A 14,886-nucleotide genomic window follows, 5' to 3' on the forward strand; every position below is an offset into this window, starting at 1 on the left:
CGTCCCGTCACATCGAAACCGCGTGTCGGGACTCAGTCGTAGGTCAGCGTCATGCCGCCGTCGAACAGCAGGTCGCCGCCGTTCAGATGACTCGCGTGCTTCGAGAACCCGAAGACGAACAGGTTCGCCACCTCCTGTGGCGTCATCATCTCCTTCGTCCGGGATTGGCCGAGCATCACGTCTTCGACCACCTCGTCCACCGAAATCCCGCGTTGTTCGGCGGTGTCCGGGATTTGATCCGTCACGAGCGGCGTCTTCACGTAAGCGGTACTGATCGAGAAGGCGCGAACGTTGCCGTCACCCTCCGCCGCGATGGATTGGGTGAGACCGCGGAGACCGAACTTGGAGACGTTGTACGCGACCTTGTCCGAGGTGACGTAGTGGCCGTGAACCGAGGCCATGTTGCCGATACAGCCGGTTCCGTCGTCGCTGTCGCGCATGTGGGGAAGGCAGGCTTTCGCCAACAGGAACGGGGCGCGAACCATCACGTCGTGGAGCAGGTCGAACTGCTCGGCCGGGAACTCGTCGATGGGGTCGATGTGCTGGAGTCCGGCGACGTTGACGAGATATTTCACCGCGCCCGCGTCCGCCGCGTGCGAGACGATGCGATCGATCTCGTCCTCGTCACTGAGGTCGGCGGCGACGGTCTCGACGTTTTCCGCGACGCCGTACTCCTCGGCCCGGTCGGTGGTCTCGCTCAGTCCGTCCTCGTCCACGTCTGTGCCGACCACGGTGAGGCCGTTCGCCGCCAGCGCGAACGCCGCCGCGCGTCCGATGCCGGAGGCCGCGCCCGTGACGATGGCGACGTTTTCGGGCCTGAAACGGTCGTCTTCGACGTACAGTACTTCGTCGGGGTCGAACTCGGGCGGCGTTACCGCGTCGTCTGCCATATCTACGAACGCGTGAGGCAACGACGAAAAGCTCCGGGTTGATATGTGAACCGCCGTATCGCCGGTCAGACAGAAGATCAACTCAACTCCATCTCTCACGTGTCGATACCGATATAGATGATCTGAAGGCCTAGTGGAGACGCTCTACCGAGCAATCTCGGTTCAACACACTACTGTCTCAGACAACTACTATCGTCATCGTTTACCGTCGGGTCCCTGCCGCCTCGACACGATCGTGTGTGGTTGTCGGTTCGTTATTGGCAAACACAACCGAGTACAGATGTCGCGTCTAAAACAAAATGCAGGGCGGAAAATTCCCTCACAGCCACGACGTTTGTCAAGCGGGGATCGTCGAAGAGAGAGGATGTCTATGCGCTTTCCCTTCGACAACTGTTCGTTAGGGTGAGCGGACCGTGAGCAAATTGGTTGCAAATGCTAACAATTTATCTCTACTTCTGAATCTGTAAACTCCCCTAACGAGCGTCAGTATCGAAAGACCGTGAGGAGCCATTGGGTGCACATGAGCGCTTCTCACGGTTGTCGGGAGGGAGCTAACCGATTCAACCACAATCATGGAGTGATGCCCCGACGAAATATTGTATTCCACCCACTCGAATCAGTTTTTTGGCTGTCTAATTGTGTAATTAAATTCGAGTTTATTTGCATATATCACGCTTGTTCACTCGGGATGGCTGCTTGCCCACGAGACCTCTATCCTCTATCTCAGTGATTGCGGAATTCAGTGATTGGTGCCGTTTGCCACTCCCATGCGCCAGTCAGTTCACATGTTAACCCAGCAGTATTTGCCACTTCTCGCACCCGGTATAGATGGTATGACGAACCGGAGACTGACACGGCGCAACGTCCTCACGTCGGCGGGTGCGGTCGGCATCGCTGGACTGGCAGGGTGTACTGGAAACGGAAACGATGACAACAACGATACAACGAGCGACTCGAAAGATGGTAACGATGCTGGAACGGGAGGTAAAACGACGATGAAGGACGTATCGGGAACGGTCAAGGTCGGTGTACTCCAACCGATTTCAGGGAGCCTGAAGTACTACGGACAACAGAGCCTGTGGGGTTTCCTGTCCGGACTGGCGTACAAAGCCGACGCGAAGCCGAAGACCGGCGTCAAGACCGGGAAGACAACCGTCTCAGTCGGCGACGTGGACTTCGAACTGTACGTCCGTGACTCGAAGTTCAAACAGGCGACGGCACAGAAGTTGGCGACGAACCTCGTCAAGGACCAGGACGTGGACATGCTGTTCGGCTGTGCGTCGTCGTCCTCGGCGACGACAGTCATCAAGACGGTGGCGAAAACGGCTGGCGTCCCGTACATCGCCGGTCCCGCGGCGTCCGCCGACATCACCTCGAACGGCGAGACGTGCAACAACCTCGTCTTCCGCGCGAGCGAGAACACCGCGATGGACGCCCGGAGCGGCGGGAAGTACGTCGCGACGCAGACGGACGTGAAGAAGGTGTACCTGTTCGGCGCGGACTACAGTTTCGGCAAGGCCGTCGTGAACAACTACGAACAGGTCCTGAAGGACGAGGGCGTGAAAATCGTCGGCAAGAAGTTCGTTCCACAGGGTCACTCCGAGTGGAAGGGCCTGCTCGACAACGCGCAAAAGGCGGGCGCACAGGGAATCGTCGGCGGGTTCACCGTCGCCACGCTGCCGAACCTCTTCACCGAGTACCTCTCCGGCGACTACGATTACCGCGTTTTCGGTGGCTTTGCGACCCAGATCACGAATCAGGTCGTCGGCCAGACGATGCAGAAAGTCCTCGGCAAGCCGCTGACGAAGGAGAAGATCGAAAAGGCGAAGCTCGGGCCGTTCACGACCCGCTACCACTGGAACCAGTACGACAACGAGATCAACTCCAAGTTCGTCGATTCGTACACCAAAGCCTACGGCGTCGTCCCCGACCTGTTCACCTCAGGAACGTTCACCGCGGCGTCGGCCATCGTGCAAGGCGTCCGCGAGAGCGGGTCCACGAAGGGAACCGACATCGCGGAAGCCATGCGCGGCATGACCGTGAAGGACACGCCGAAGGGTGAGGGCGGCTACGTCTTCCAGAAGTACAACAACCAAGCCCGCTCCTCGATGACCGTCGCCAATCCCGTTCCGACGACGGACGAGTGGGCTGATAGCTGGGACGCCGCCGTCATGCCCGGGAAGCCGCTCGCTACCATCGACGGCGAGGAGGCGACCATCCCGAAGGACGCGAGCAGCATGTCCTGCTCGCTCTAACATGCTCCGAACCACGGGGCTGACGCGGCGATTCGGCGGCCTCGTCGCCGTCGATGACGTGGATTTTTCGCTCGAAGAGGACGAACTCTGTTCGCTCATCGGCCCGAACGGTGCCGGAAAGACGACGTTTTTCAACCTGTTGACGGGCGTCCTCACGCCGAGCGAGGGCAGTATCGAGTTTCGAACGAACGGGTCGTGGCGGGATATCACCGATACGCCGCCGCACGAGACGGCCCGGTTGGGACTGCATCGTTCCTACCAGATAACGAACGTCTTCCCGACGAGTTCCGTCCTCGAAAACGTTCGCGTGGCGGTCCAGGCCCACGGAAACGGGTCGGCCAACGCGTGGCGGAACGTGCGCGCGTTTCCGGAACATACGGAGCAAGCCCACCGGATTCTGGAACGCGTCGAACTCGCGGAGTTCGCGGACACGACGGCGCAAAACCTGAGCCACGGGCAGACCCGTCAGTTGGAAGTCGCCGTCGCGCTCGCGGGCGACCCCGACGTGCTCCTGCTTGACGAACCGAACGCGGGCGTCTCCTCGGAAAGCGTCGGGACGATCATCGACCTCATCGAGGACGTGGCGGAAGACCACGCCGTCCTCTTGGTCGAACACAACATGGACATCGTGATGCGAGTCAGCGACCGCATCGTCGTGTTGAATCAAGGCTCGGTCATCGCCGACGCACCTCCCGAATCGGTGCGCGACGACGAACGAGTGCAGAAGGCGTATCTCGGCGGCTACGAGGCCGAGGAGGGTATCGCGTGAGTCTGCTTTCGGTCGAAGACGCTCACACCTACTACGGTGAAAGTCACGTGCTGGAGGGCGTTTCGATGGACATCGAGGAAGGCGAAGTCGTCGCCCTCGTCGGTAGAAACGGCGTCGGCAAGACGACGACGCTCCGCACCATCCTTCAGTTGACCCCCCCACGGAAAGGAAGCATTCGGTTCCGCGGGACCGAACTCGTCGGCAAGAGTACCCACGAAGTCGCCGAGATGGGAATCGGTTGGATTCCGGAGGAACGGCGCATCTTCACCCAACTCACGGTCGAGGAGAACGTCCGCGTCGCGGTGCCGAAAGGGAACGACGTGAACGACGCGCTCGCCGTGGCGTTCGAGACGTTCCCCGCCCTCGAAGAGCACCGCGACCGCGAGGCCGGAAATCTCAGCGGCGGCCAACAACAGATGTTGGCCCTCGCTCGCGGACTCGTCGGCGACAACGAAATTTTGCTGGTGGACGAACCGAGCGAGGGACTCGCCCCGCTCATCGTGGAGGCCGTCGCCGAGGCGTTGGCCGAGGCGGCGACCGACACCACGATACTGCTGGTCGAACAGAACCTCCCGCTGGCGCTCGACCTCGCGGACCGGTTCTACGTCCTCGATAACGGACGCGTCGTCGAATCGGGTGACGCGAACGACGTCTCGATGGACGACGAGCGATTCAGGAGGTATCTCTCCGCATGATTTTCCAAATACTCGCTCCGCTCGCTTCGCTCGTTCCGCTTGCCAACTTCGGCAGCGCACTGGGCGACTTCCTCGACCCATCGACGCTCGTGTCGGTGTTCGTTCAGGGTCTCGCCAAGGCCGCGCTGTACGTGATGATTGCGAGCGGTCTGACCCTCATCTTCGGCCTGATGGGCGTGTTGAACTTCGCCCACGGGTCGCTGACGATGCTCGGCGCGTACCTCGGCGGGGTGATAATGGTCGTGCTGGTTTCGGCGGGGAGCAGTTCGCTCACCCAGATGGGTGCGTTCTTCGTCGCCGTCGTCGTCACGTTCGGCTTGCTGGCAGGGTTGGGGACGACAGTCGAAGTCGGTCTCATCCGCAAACTGTACGACAGACCGCCGGTGTATCAAATTCTGCTGACGTTCGGGCTGACGCTGGTGTTGAACGAACTCGTCAGCATCGTCGTCCAGTTCTACGGTATGCAACCCCAAACCGCGTGGCAGGACGCTTTCGCGACGAAACCCGGCTTCCTGACCACGCAGGTCGGCTTCGCCGGGACTTCGGTGAACGGCCTCGCTCTCTTCGAAATCGCGTTCGGCGTCCTCACGGTCGCCGGAATCTGGGCCTTCCTGACCCGGACCCGCTACGGACTCGTCATCCGAGCGGGGAGCGAAGACGCGGAGATGACCGAAGCGCTCGGCATCGACGTTCGCCGGGTGTTCACCGTCATCTTCGCGCTCGGCACTGGACTGGCCGGCATCGCTGGCGTCCTGTTGATGTGGGACCCGAAGTGGGGTGCGAGCGTTCCGGTCGCTTCGCAGGCGTTGCTTCCGGCGTTCGTCGTCGTCATCGTCGGCGGCCTCGGGACGTTCCGCGGCACCGTCGTCGCGGCGCTTCTCGTCGGCATGGTCGATGCCATCACGACGTGGTGGTTCGATAACGCCATCAGTTTCGCCGGACTGCCGGAGATGACCATCTTCCTCATCCTCGTGGTCGTGCTCATCTTGCGGCCACAGGGCCTGTTCGGCGTCGAGGAGGTGGGGGGCCATTAGCACCGAAACCGGGACCGACGGACAAACCGTTTCGAAGGGAACCGAGAACTCGTGGGTCGCGGAGTACACCCGTGACCACATGGTTCACCTCGCCGTCATCCTCGTGCTCATGGCCTACCCCGCCATCTATACGGCGTTGAAAAACTCGCCAGTCGGAACGGAGGCGATGACCCTCCTTCCGCAGGTCGAGACGATGATTCCGGTGTTCTACTTCGGCCTGTTCGCCATGTCGTTCGACTTCATCAGCGGTTACACGGGCTACCTGTCGTTCGGCCACGCCGCGTTCTACGGCACCGGCGCGTACTTCGTCATCCTCACCGCCAACGACAAGGTTCCGTTCCTCCCGGCGAACACGCCGTTCATGATTTCGCTCGTGGTGGCCGGACTCCTCGCCGTCGTCCTCGCACTGGCAATCGGTTCGGTTTCGTTCCGCCTGACGGGCGTCTACTTCGCCATGATTACCCTCGGCTTCGCGCAAGTGCTGTACGTCTTCGTCAGCGGATGGGATTACGTCGGGCCGAACCCGCACGACGGAATTCTCGTCAACGGTCCGGCCGGACTCAACATCGGTGTTCCGGGTATCGATTCGCTGAATCTCGCTATTGGGGCGCTGACGGGCGACACCGTCTCGCTGGGGTTCGTTCACCTCGACCAGACCGGGGTGTCTTACTACATGGTCGGGTTGGTCGTGCTCGTCTGCTACTTCGCCATGCAGCGAATCATCCACTCTCCTTTCGGAAAAGTGATGATCGCCATCCGCGAAAACGAGGAGCGAGCAATCGCGGTGGGGTACAACACCTTCCACTACAAACTCGGCGCGTTCGCCATCAGCGCCTTCTTTGCCGCTATCGCGGGCGGTCTGCTGGCGGGCTATCAGCGAACCGTCTCGCCCGACGGGACGTTTAACTTCCTCGTGGCCGGTGACGCGTTGCTGGCCTCCATCATCGGCGGGTTCGGAACGCTCGCCGGACCGCTCTACGGGCAGTTGTTCGACGAGTCGGTCCGCGAGTTCCTGTCGAAGGAAGCCCAGGGCGTCGGACTCCTACCCTACCTGAGAGACCATCTCGGCGCGGGAGTGATGGGAACGACGATTTACAACGGACTAACGGTTCAGGGAGCCATCGAGACGTTCCTGAACGGTCACGCCGACCTGTACGTCGGCGCGCTGTTCGTCCTGTTCGTCTTGTTCGTTCCCAACGGACTGCTCGGCACCCTGCGTGACCGCCTCGGCGGTCCCGTCGGGAAACGACTCCCTGCGCGAATTCGGAGATATATACGATAATGGATACGATAATCGGTCTCACTGGCTACGGAATCGACGTTCCCGAGGACACCGTGACGGGCGAGGAAATCGCTCGCCAGAGCGGCATCCCCCAGGACGTCGTCGTCGAGAAGATGGGTGTGCGTGAAAAACACGTCTGTCCGCCCGACGGCGACCACGCGACGGACATGTGCGTGAACGCCGCGGAACGGGCACTCGACCGTGCCGGGATCGAGGCGTCGGAACTCGACGCGGTGCTGTACCACGGCAGCGAGTTCAAGGACTTCGTCGTCTGGAGCGCCGCCGCGAACGTCGCGGAGCGAATCGGTGCCGAGGGGGCGTTCGCCAGCGAGAGTTACGCGCTCTGTGCCGGTGCGCCCATCGCGCTCCGCCAGGCGAAGTCGATGCTCGTCGCGGACCACGTCGAACGAATCCTGCTCGTCTCCGCGAGTCGGGAGGAGGACCTCGTGGACTACGGGAACGAGGACTCCTCGTTCATGTTCAACTTCGGCAGCGGCGCGTGTGCGATGGTGCTCGAAGCATCGCCGGAGGACCCGCTCGCCACGGTTCGTGAGAGCGCCGCCGTCACGGACGGCAGTTTTTCCGAGAACGTCGTCATGCCCGCGGGTGGGTCGCGCAACCCGCCGAGCGAGGTGACGGTGCAGGCGGGACTTCACACCTTGGACGTTCCCGACCCGGACGGCATGAAGGAGCGGTTGGCCGACGTGAGTCTCGACAACTTCCTCTCCGTGGCCGACACCGCGCTCACGCGGTCGGGATACGAGCGGAACGAATTGGATTTCGTCGCGCTCACACACATGAAACGGTCGTTCCACGACTACCTCTGTTCGACGCTCGACGCGGAAAACTACTATCTGGACGAGTTCGGACACGTCCAAAGCGTGGATCAGATACTCGCGCTCGACGTGGGGGTCAAAAACGGCCTACTGGAGGCGGGGGACGTCGTTTGCTTCCTCGCGGCCGGAACCGGCTACACGTGGGCGGCGACGGTGCTCGACTGGCACGGGAGCGGTAATTCCACTTACTCTTTCGGATAGCGAACGTACGGACCCGGAAGCAGGGCACGGAGCGAATAGGATCGACGGGACGTCTCCTCCTCGTCAGCGTGCTTGGTTTCGCCGTCCGCCTGGCTCGCTTCGTGTCCCGCCCGCCGCCAGTTGATTCCAAAGGTGCTCATCAAATTCATATGATACCTCATCTATCTTTATTATACGCCCGATAACCACCCGACAGGGACGGTGTGAATCGAAGTACCGAGCTGACTAATCGGATAATACGTCCGTGTGGACGTCCCATCCCCCGGCCGTGCGCCGCCGGTGTAACCGTCGTCACCCTCACCGTCGTCGTCGGTGGTGCCGTCCTCCTGTGCCGCCGCGTTCGGTCGCCGATCGATCGAATACGGGACGCTTCGCCTCGCCAATTTCTCGCTCGAAACGCTGTAGGTTCGGACTACTTTCGGAAAAACGACGTTACGATCGGCAAAACCCTGTCAGGGAAAACGGACGAACGCCGCCAGTTCGTCCGTTCGGGTTTCGCCCCGGGGGGACCGACCACCGCCAAACATATTTAATTCGAATGAGATGTGGGGATATATGAAACTCCGCGACGCTAGCTCGTCGGCCCGGTCGATCCTCCTCGACCGCCCGGCGACCGTCCTCCCGTTCTTTCTCGCCGGGTCGAGCATCAACTTGATCGCCCAGACGTTTCCGATCCTCGGGTTGGTGCTGTGTTACCTGCTTCTCGCCGGTACGGGGCGTCTCGACGCCGTGGTCACCGCGCTCAGACATACGGACCTGGCGGAAGCCGGAACGAATCCCGAGGGGGCAAATCGATTGGCGGACGCACTCCACGGCCTGCTCACACCCGATGTCGTCCTCATTCTCGTCGTGTCCATGTTGCTGGCATTGGTCGCCGTGTTCGTCGCTCGTGCCATCGTGGGTGCGGCCCAAGTCCACGCGGTGACGGCCGCCCTGCGAAACGAGCGACCCGTCCCGGCCGGTGTCGTCGGAGCGGGCGAGGACGCGACGAGGTTCCTCCTGCTTTCGCTCGCCAGATTGGCGGCGTTCATCGTCGTTTTCGTCGCCTTCGGAGTCGCTTTCCTCGTCTTCGTGGTTCTCGCGGTCCTCGCACAGGGGGATCCGACTGTGGTAACCCTCCTCGGAGGCCTCGTCCTCTCCCTCGTATTTCTCGTCGTCTGCCTCGTGGTCTACCTGCTGTTCATGTTCGTCCCGCAGGCCATCGTCATCGACGACGTCGGTATCTGGACCGGAATCCGTCGAAGCGGCGGGTTCGTCCGGCACAACGTGGCGCGCACCGCGGCGTACATCATCGTCGCCGTCGGGTTGTTCGGCGTGTTTGCCTTCCTGACGGCCGGGTTCGGACTCGTCGGCATCAGTCGCGTCTCGGGTATCATCCTGCTTTTCTTTTTGTTACCCGTGCTGAGCATGTTGAAGACGGCGGTGTATCTCGATGCGGAACCGACGCTTTCGACGGGTCGTGGGTCGCTTCGCGGCGCGTTAGGCCGCGGGCTTCACGAACTCAGGTCGTTTCTCGCACGGAAACCGCTCCTGTTTCTCGCCACGCTCGGGTTGTTCGCGCTCGGCGGCGTCGGCGGGTGGTTCGCGGCGCAACCGTTCACGCTCCGGAGCGTGCGTCCCGACCTGACCAGCAACGTCTTCGGCACGATTCCGGTGGACGTGTTCGTCAAAATCGCCGCGAACAACTGGTTGGTCGCCATCTCGGCGGCTTTCGCCGGGATCGGATTCGGCGTTCCGACCCTCGTCACGGTCCTGTTCAACGGCGCAGTCGTCGGCGCGGTTGTCGGCTTGCTCCCGAACCCGACCCTCGCGCTCGCCCTCATCCTCCCGCACGGCGTCATCGAAATCCCCGGCCTGTCGGTCGCGGGCGCGCTCGGTCTCCATCTCGGCGGCGTCTCGTGGTCGTACGTTCGGGGCCGAACGTCGGTCGAGGCGTTCTCGGACGAACTCGTCAGGGCCTACTACGTCGTGCTCGGACTGCTCCCCGTCTTCATCGTCGCGGCGTTCATCGAGGCGTTCGTGACGTGGTGGGTCGCCGCGCACGTCGTGTGAGACGAACGATTTATCGCATTCCGTTCGGACGATCGTGTATGAATCGAACCCGAACGATTCCCGAACTGAGTGGGCTTGCCGCCCCCCTCGTCACCTTCGGCGCGATCTTGCTCGCGGCTCTTATCTCGCCACGGTTCTCGTGGACGCTTGACGCGCTTTCGGACCTCGGTGCGGCGGGGGAATCGACGGCGTGGCTGTTCAACGGTGGACTCATCGTCGGCGCGATACTCGCGCTCCCGTTCGTCCGGGGACTTTGGGCGCGGCGTGAAAACCGGTTCGATGCGGTCGGAACGGTCGTCCTCCTCGTTTCGTTTGTCGGAATGGGTCTCGTCGGTATCTTCCCCGAGGGGACGAACCTGCACTTTCCCATGGCAATCACTTTCTACGCCGGACTCACCTACGCCCTCTTCTTCCTCGGGTCCGGGCGAATCGTGACCGACGAACGGACGTTGGGACTGGGAAGCGTTTGGCTCGCCGTCATCCATATCACGTCGTGGATTCTGTGGGCGGTCGGAATCCGGATCGGGTCGGGCTTGGCGATTCCGGAGACCGTCGGCGCGCTGATCCTCATCGTCTGGATGGTCGCCACCGTCCGGCGGTTCTGATCCGGTCCGAACTCACTGTGCGATCTCGGCGAACTCGTTCGTGTCCTCGTCGGTACCGGCGATGATGAGTTGGTCGTCCGCGCGAATGACGAAATCCGACCCGAGGTCGGTGATGACCTCGCCGTCGCGCTCGATCGCGATGACGGTACACCCCGTTCGCGTTCTCACGGCGGCGTCCCGAAGGGTTTGGCCCGCCAGCCGTGGTGCGGTCGTCCGCAGGATTTCGATCTGCTTGTCGGGGGAGATGATCTCCTCGCCTTCGAGGATCGTCGAGGCGAGCATTCGGCCGCTCACCGTTTCGAGGGCGAGGACGTAGTCCGCGCCCGCGCTGTACAGCTTTCCGATGTTGTCCGTCTCGTTCGCGCGGGCGACGATTTCGACCCCGGGTGCGAGTTCCCGGGCGATGAGCGTGGCGAAAATCGTCGTCGTGTCGTCCGCGAGCGCGAAGATGATCGCGTTGGCGTACTCGATTCCCGCCTCGAGGAGTACGTCTTCGTTCCGAACGTCGCCGAGCACGTCCACGCCGGATTTGTCCGCCTTGTCCACGACCGTCGTCCGCATCGACTTCTCCTGCATCGCTTCTCCGACCGTCGAACCGACCTCCCCGTAACCGGCGACGATTATCGACCCGCGGATGGGACCGCGGCCGTCCGAGATGGTCATCTCCTTCAGCCGTTCGAGTTGCTGCTCCCGCCCGGCGGCGAGCAGAATCGTGCTCTCGTCCAGTTCGGTCGTCGGCGAGGGAGAACTCTGGAACTCCCCACGTCGCCACAGGCCGATGATGCTCGCGCCGGTTCGTTCCCGAACGCCGCTTTTCGCGAGCTTCCTGCCCGCGATTTCCGACCCGGCCTGGATCGATAGCTCCAGGATTTCGAAATCCTCCCCGATGGTGACGGTTTCGCCGAGGTCCGCCGTCACCGACGCCGTGACCTTTTCGGCGAGACTGTGGCCGAGCAGGTGACGCGGCGAGAACACCTGATCCGCCCCGGCGTAGCGGAGGTAGTTCGCCAAATCCGGGTTCTCCACGAGGCTGATGACCCGAACCGTCTCGGATACCTCACGGACCGCGAGCGCGATACTCGCGTTCTGTTCGTCGGTCGCGTCGGCGACGACGGCGTAGGCGTCCTCGACGTGGACGTTTCGGAGCGCGTCGGCTGACTCCGGGTCGCCGTGGACGACCGAGATGTTCGCCTCGTACAGGTCGAGCGCCTCGTCCCGGTCGCGGACGACGACGACGAACTCCCTGTCCCACGACTGAAACTCGTCGATGAGCGTCTCGGCGCGCGGCGAATAACCACAGACGACCACGTGGTCCTCCACGTCGTCGATGGCCGTTGGAGGACTCACGCGCAGTGCTTCCTGTACCCACGGCGCGACGAACACCGGGAGCGCCATGAAGATGAGCAGTACCCCGGAGATCTGCATCGCCACCATGAGCAGGTGCATCTGCGGCGTCGTCCATTTCGAAGCATCGACGCCGAACCCCGTGGTCGTGAACGTCTCGATGACGATACCGAACGCCTCCAGCGCGGTTCGATGTACCCCTTCGTACGTCTCCATCCCCCACATGTACGCGACGGTGTACAGCACGATGACCCCGGCAAACGAAGCGAGATAGAGAAACGCCCGTCGTCGCTGCCGTGACACTTCGGGAAACACGGTGAACGGAACGCGTCGCGGTCGCGAAACCATTGTCCTAAGACTGTCAGTCAGGTGCCTTTATTCTGCCGTCTATCGGGATGGTTTCGTCTCGTTGATTGACGGATTCGGCCGCCATCTCACCGGACGACTCAACATCCCCCGGTCCGTTGTCCCATCAAATGACCCGCTATCGTGGCGCGATTCTCGACGTGGACGGGACGCTCGTCAGGGGAAACAACGGCGTCCCCGGTGCGGCCGAGGCCGTTCGAACGCTTCGAAACCTGGGAACGAACCTCCTGTTCTTCTCGAACAATCCGACGCAACCGCCGGAACACTACGTCTCACGGCTTGCCGCCGCCGACATCGCCATCGACGACGCCAACGTGCTCACGTCGGCGCTCGTCACGGCCGAATTCCTCGAAGCCGAGTACGAGGGACACGACGCCCTCGTCGTCGGCGAGGGGTATCTCTCCGAACTGCTCGAAGAACGCGGGTTCGTGGTGTGTGAGGACCCTGACGACGCCGAACTCGTCGTCGCCTCCATCGACCGCGAATTCGACTACGACGACCTCACCGCCGCGCTCTGGGCGCTCGAAGGTGACGTCCCGTTCGTCGGTACCGATCCGGACGTGACGATTCCAGTTCACGAGCGACTCGTCCCGGGATCGGGAGCCATCATCAACGCCATCGCGGGCGTCGCGGGCAGGGAACCGGACCACGTCCTCGGCAAACCGTCGCCGGACGCGGGGCGGGCCGCGTTGTCCCATCTCGACGTTTCGGCGGAGGACTGCCTCGTCGTCGGGGACAGACTGGACACGGACATCGCCCTCGGCGAGGAAATCGGGGCGACGACGGTGCTCGTCCGCTCGGGCGTGACGTCGCCGGACGTGCTCGCCGGATCGGAGATCCAGCCTGACCACGTAATCGACTCAGTTAGGGAGATAGACGAAGTGCTCGGGGACTGAATCGGGTGCATGGAAACCGCGCTCGTCTGGTTTCGAACCGACCTCCGCGCTCGGGACAATCACGCACTCGCCGCCGCGACCGAGGCCGAGCGACTCTGCTGTGTGTACTGTTTCGATCCGCGGGGGTTCGGTTCGCGGGAGTACGGGGGAACGAACTCGTTTCGGTACGAGAAGACGGGTAGCCACCGGACGCGATTCCTCCGGGAGAGCGTCGCCGACCTCCGAACGTCGCTTCGCGAGTTGGGGTCCGAACTGATCGTTCGTCACGACCGACCGGAAGCGGTCGTCCCGGAACTCGCGTCGGCCATCGACGCCGATTTCGTGAGCTTTCAGGCCACCTCAACCCCGGAGGAACGCGCCGTCGAACGGACGGTGACGGCCCGACTGAAAAGGACCGAAACGAATCCCGATGTCGAGTCGTTCCGGGGCCACACGCTGTATCACCCTGACGACTTGCCCGTCCCAGTCGCTCGAATCGAGGACACGTTCACCCCGTTTCGGCGAACGGTCGAAAATTCGGACGCGACGGTTCGTCCGACGGTCGAAGCGCCGTCGGCGCTTCCACCGATTCCGGAGGTGGCGGGGACGGCGGCGGAAGCGGACGCGTCCGCTTCCGCCGGGGCGCTCGACCCCGGCGAGATTCCCACCTTCGAAGCGCTCGGTGTCGAACCGGCGACGCAGGACGAACGTGCAGTCCTTCGGTTCGAGGGCGGCGAAACGGCGGGACTCGAACGACTGGAACGCTACGTCTGGAAGCGCGACCGGTTGCAGGAGTACAAGGAGACGCGAAACGGATTGTTGGGGTCCGATTACTCCTCGAAGCTCTCGCCGTGGCTCAATTTGGGCTGTCTCTCCCCCAGAACGGTGTACGAAGCCGTCGAACGCTACGAGCGCGAGCGTGTCGAGAACGAATCGACGTACTGGCTCGTGTTCGAACTCCTGTGGCGCGATTTCTTCCAGTTCCAGTTCGAAAAGCACGGGACTCAGCCGTTCGAACGGGACGGGATTCGACATCGGGTCGACATCCACTGGCGGAGCGGGACCGACGGGGAAAGCGAGGAGGAGCTCGAGCGGTGGAAACGCGGCGAAACCGGCATCCCGTTCGTGGACGCGAACATGCGGGAGTTGAACGAAACCGGGTACGTGTCGAACCGCGGGCGACAGAACGTCGCCAGCGTGCTGGCGAACGACCTCCGAATCGACTGGCGGAAGGGAGCGGCCTACTTCGAGACGAAACTCGTGGACTACGACCCCGCGAGCAACTACGGCAACTGGGCGTACATCGCGGGCGTCGGCAACGACTCGCGGAACCGCTCGTTCGACGTGGGGTGGCAGGCCGAGCGGTACGACCCCGACGCGACGTACGTCAAATACTGGCTCCCCGAACTCGACGGTGTGCCGGGCGAGAAGGCGCACGAACCGTGGACGCTGTCCCCCGACGAACAGGAGCGATACGGCGTCACGCTCGGCGAGGACTATCCGGAACCGCTGACCCAGTGGCTTGGGTCGAACGAGTGAGAAATTTTGGACCGTCTCGCTGTTACCGCGATCCAATTCGAGAGGCTACGGATGAACGCCGGGGTCGTGACGATAGTTGAATAGTTGTTCGTCTATTCAACTATCCTCATATCATCGTGTCACGAACGCGCTCGTGGGTCGAG

At 62.4% G+C, this 14,886-nt stretch carries 14 protein-coding genes; 10 read left to right on the plus strand and 4 right to left on the minus strand.

The window, feature by feature from the left end:
- Window positions 1-32: 32 nt before the first annotated feature.
- Window positions 33-890 carry an SDR family oxidoreductase gene (locus tag NKF26_RS16765; protein ID WP_253227724.1) on the minus strand — a complete coding sequence of 286 codons (858 nt, stop codon included), beginning with the start codon at window positions 888-890 and terminating at the stop codon, window positions 33-35.
- An 833-nt stretch (window positions 891-1,723) separates the two neighbouring features.
- On the opposite strand from NKF26_RS16765, the gene NKF26_RS16770 reads away from it, so the two are divergent.
- The 6 genes from NKF26_RS16770 to NKF26_RS16795 all read left to right on the plus strand — a co-directional run bounded on the left by NKF26_RS16770 (window position 1,724) and on the right by NKF26_RS16795 (window position 7,962).
- Window positions 1,724-3,145, plus strand: a complete 1,422-nt coding sequence (locus NKF26_RS16770; RefSeq protein ID WP_253227725.1) for an ABC transporter substrate-binding protein — start codon at window positions 1,724-1,726, stop codon at window positions 3,143-3,145.
- A gap of 1 nt (window position 3,146) precedes the next feature.
- A complete protein-coding gene (locus NKF26_RS16775) occupies window positions 3,147-3,914 on the plus strand; it encodes an ABC transporter ATP-binding protein (protein ID WP_253234624.1) in 768 nt (255 codons plus the stop codon).
- Window positions 3,911-4,609, plus strand: coding sequence for an ATP-binding cassette domain-containing protein (locus tag NKF26_RS16780; protein ID WP_253227727.1), 699 nt, complete (start codon window positions 3,911-3,913; stop codon window positions 4,607-4,609). Before NKF26_RS16775 ends, NKF26_RS16780 begins: the two co-directional genes overlap by 4 nt.
- Window positions 4,606-5,643 (plus strand): branched-chain amino acid ABC transporter permease, encoded by a 1,038-nt coding sequence (locus NKF26_RS16785; protein ID WP_253227728.1) that lies wholly within the window; start codon window positions 4,606-4,608, stop codon window positions 5,641-5,643. The genes NKF26_RS16780 and NKF26_RS16785 overlap by 4 nt, the downstream gene beginning before the upstream one ends.
- Before the next feature lie 109 nt (window positions 5,644-5,752).
- A complete protein-coding gene (locus tag NKF26_RS16790) occupies window positions 5,753-6,925 on the plus strand; it encodes a branched-chain amino acid ABC transporter permease (RefSeq protein ID WP_253227792.1) in 1,173 nt (390 codons plus the stop codon).
- Window positions 6,925-7,962, plus strand: coding sequence for a 3-oxoacyl-ACP synthase (locus NKF26_RS16795; RefSeq protein WP_253234625.1), 1,038 nt, complete (start codon window positions 6,925-6,927; stop codon window positions 7,960-7,962). Before NKF26_RS16790 ends, NKF26_RS16795 begins: the two co-directional genes overlap by 1 nt.
- Here the strand turns inward: NKF26_RS16795 and NKF26_RS16800 are convergent.
- Window positions 7,947-8,102 carry a hypothetical protein gene (locus tag NKF26_RS16800; RefSeq protein ID WP_253234626.1) on the minus strand — a complete coding sequence of 52 codons (156 nt, stop codon included), beginning with the start codon at window positions 8,100-8,102 and terminating at the stop codon, window positions 7,947-7,949. The genes NKF26_RS16795 and NKF26_RS16800 overlap by 16 nt on opposite strands.
- A 30-nt stretch (window positions 8,103-8,132) precedes the next feature.
- Window positions 8,133-8,345 (minus strand): hypothetical protein, encoded by a 213-nt coding sequence (locus tag NKF26_RS16805; protein ID WP_253227731.1) that lies wholly within the window; start codon window positions 8,343-8,345, stop codon window positions 8,133-8,135.
- A 172-nt stretch (window positions 8,346-8,517) separates the two neighbouring features.
- Here NKF26_RS16805 and NKF26_RS16810 point away from each other — a divergent pair, with 172 nt between their 5' ends.
- Entirely contained in the window at window positions 8,518-10,014 is a 1,497-nt protein-coding gene (locus tag NKF26_RS16810; protein WP_253227732.1) for a stage II sporulation protein M, read from the plus strand.
- A 38-nt stretch (window positions 10,015-10,052) separates the two neighbouring features.
- Window positions 10,053-10,619: a DUF998 domain-containing protein gene (locus NKF26_RS16815; RefSeq protein WP_253227733.1), complete on the plus strand. Its 567-nt coding sequence runs from the start codon at window positions 10,053-10,055 to the stop codon at window positions 10,617-10,619.
- Window positions 10,620-10,631: 12 nt separating this feature from the next.
- Here the strand turns inward: NKF26_RS16815 and NKF26_RS16820 are convergent, their stop codons facing one another.
- On the minus strand, window positions 10,632-12,311 hold the full coding sequence (locus NKF26_RS16820; RefSeq protein ID WP_253227734.1) for a TrkA family potassium uptake protein: 1,680 nt from the start codon (window positions 12,309-12,311) through the stop codon (window positions 10,632-10,634).
- 128 nt (window positions 12,312-12,439) lie between these two features.
- Here NKF26_RS16820 and NKF26_RS16825 point away from each other — a divergent pair, with 128 nt between their 5' ends.
- Window positions 12,440-13,225, plus strand: coding sequence for an HAD-IIA family hydrolase (locus NKF26_RS16825; protein ID WP_253227735.1), 786 nt, complete (start codon window positions 12,440-12,442; stop codon window positions 13,223-13,225).
- 9 nt (window positions 13,226-13,234) lie between these two features.
- Window positions 13,235-14,743 (plus strand): DASH family cryptochrome, encoded by a 1,509-nt coding sequence (locus tag NKF26_RS16830; RefSeq protein WP_253234627.1) that lies wholly within the window; start codon window positions 13,235-13,237, stop codon window positions 14,741-14,743.
- The last annotated feature ends 143 nt before the right edge of the window (window positions 14,744-14,886 follow it).

Origin of the sequence: Haladaptatus sp. AB618 (genome assembly GCF_024136965.1) — an archaeon.
Taxonomy (GTDB): Archaea; Halobacteriota; Halobacteria; order Halobacteriales; family Haladaptataceae; genus Haladaptatus.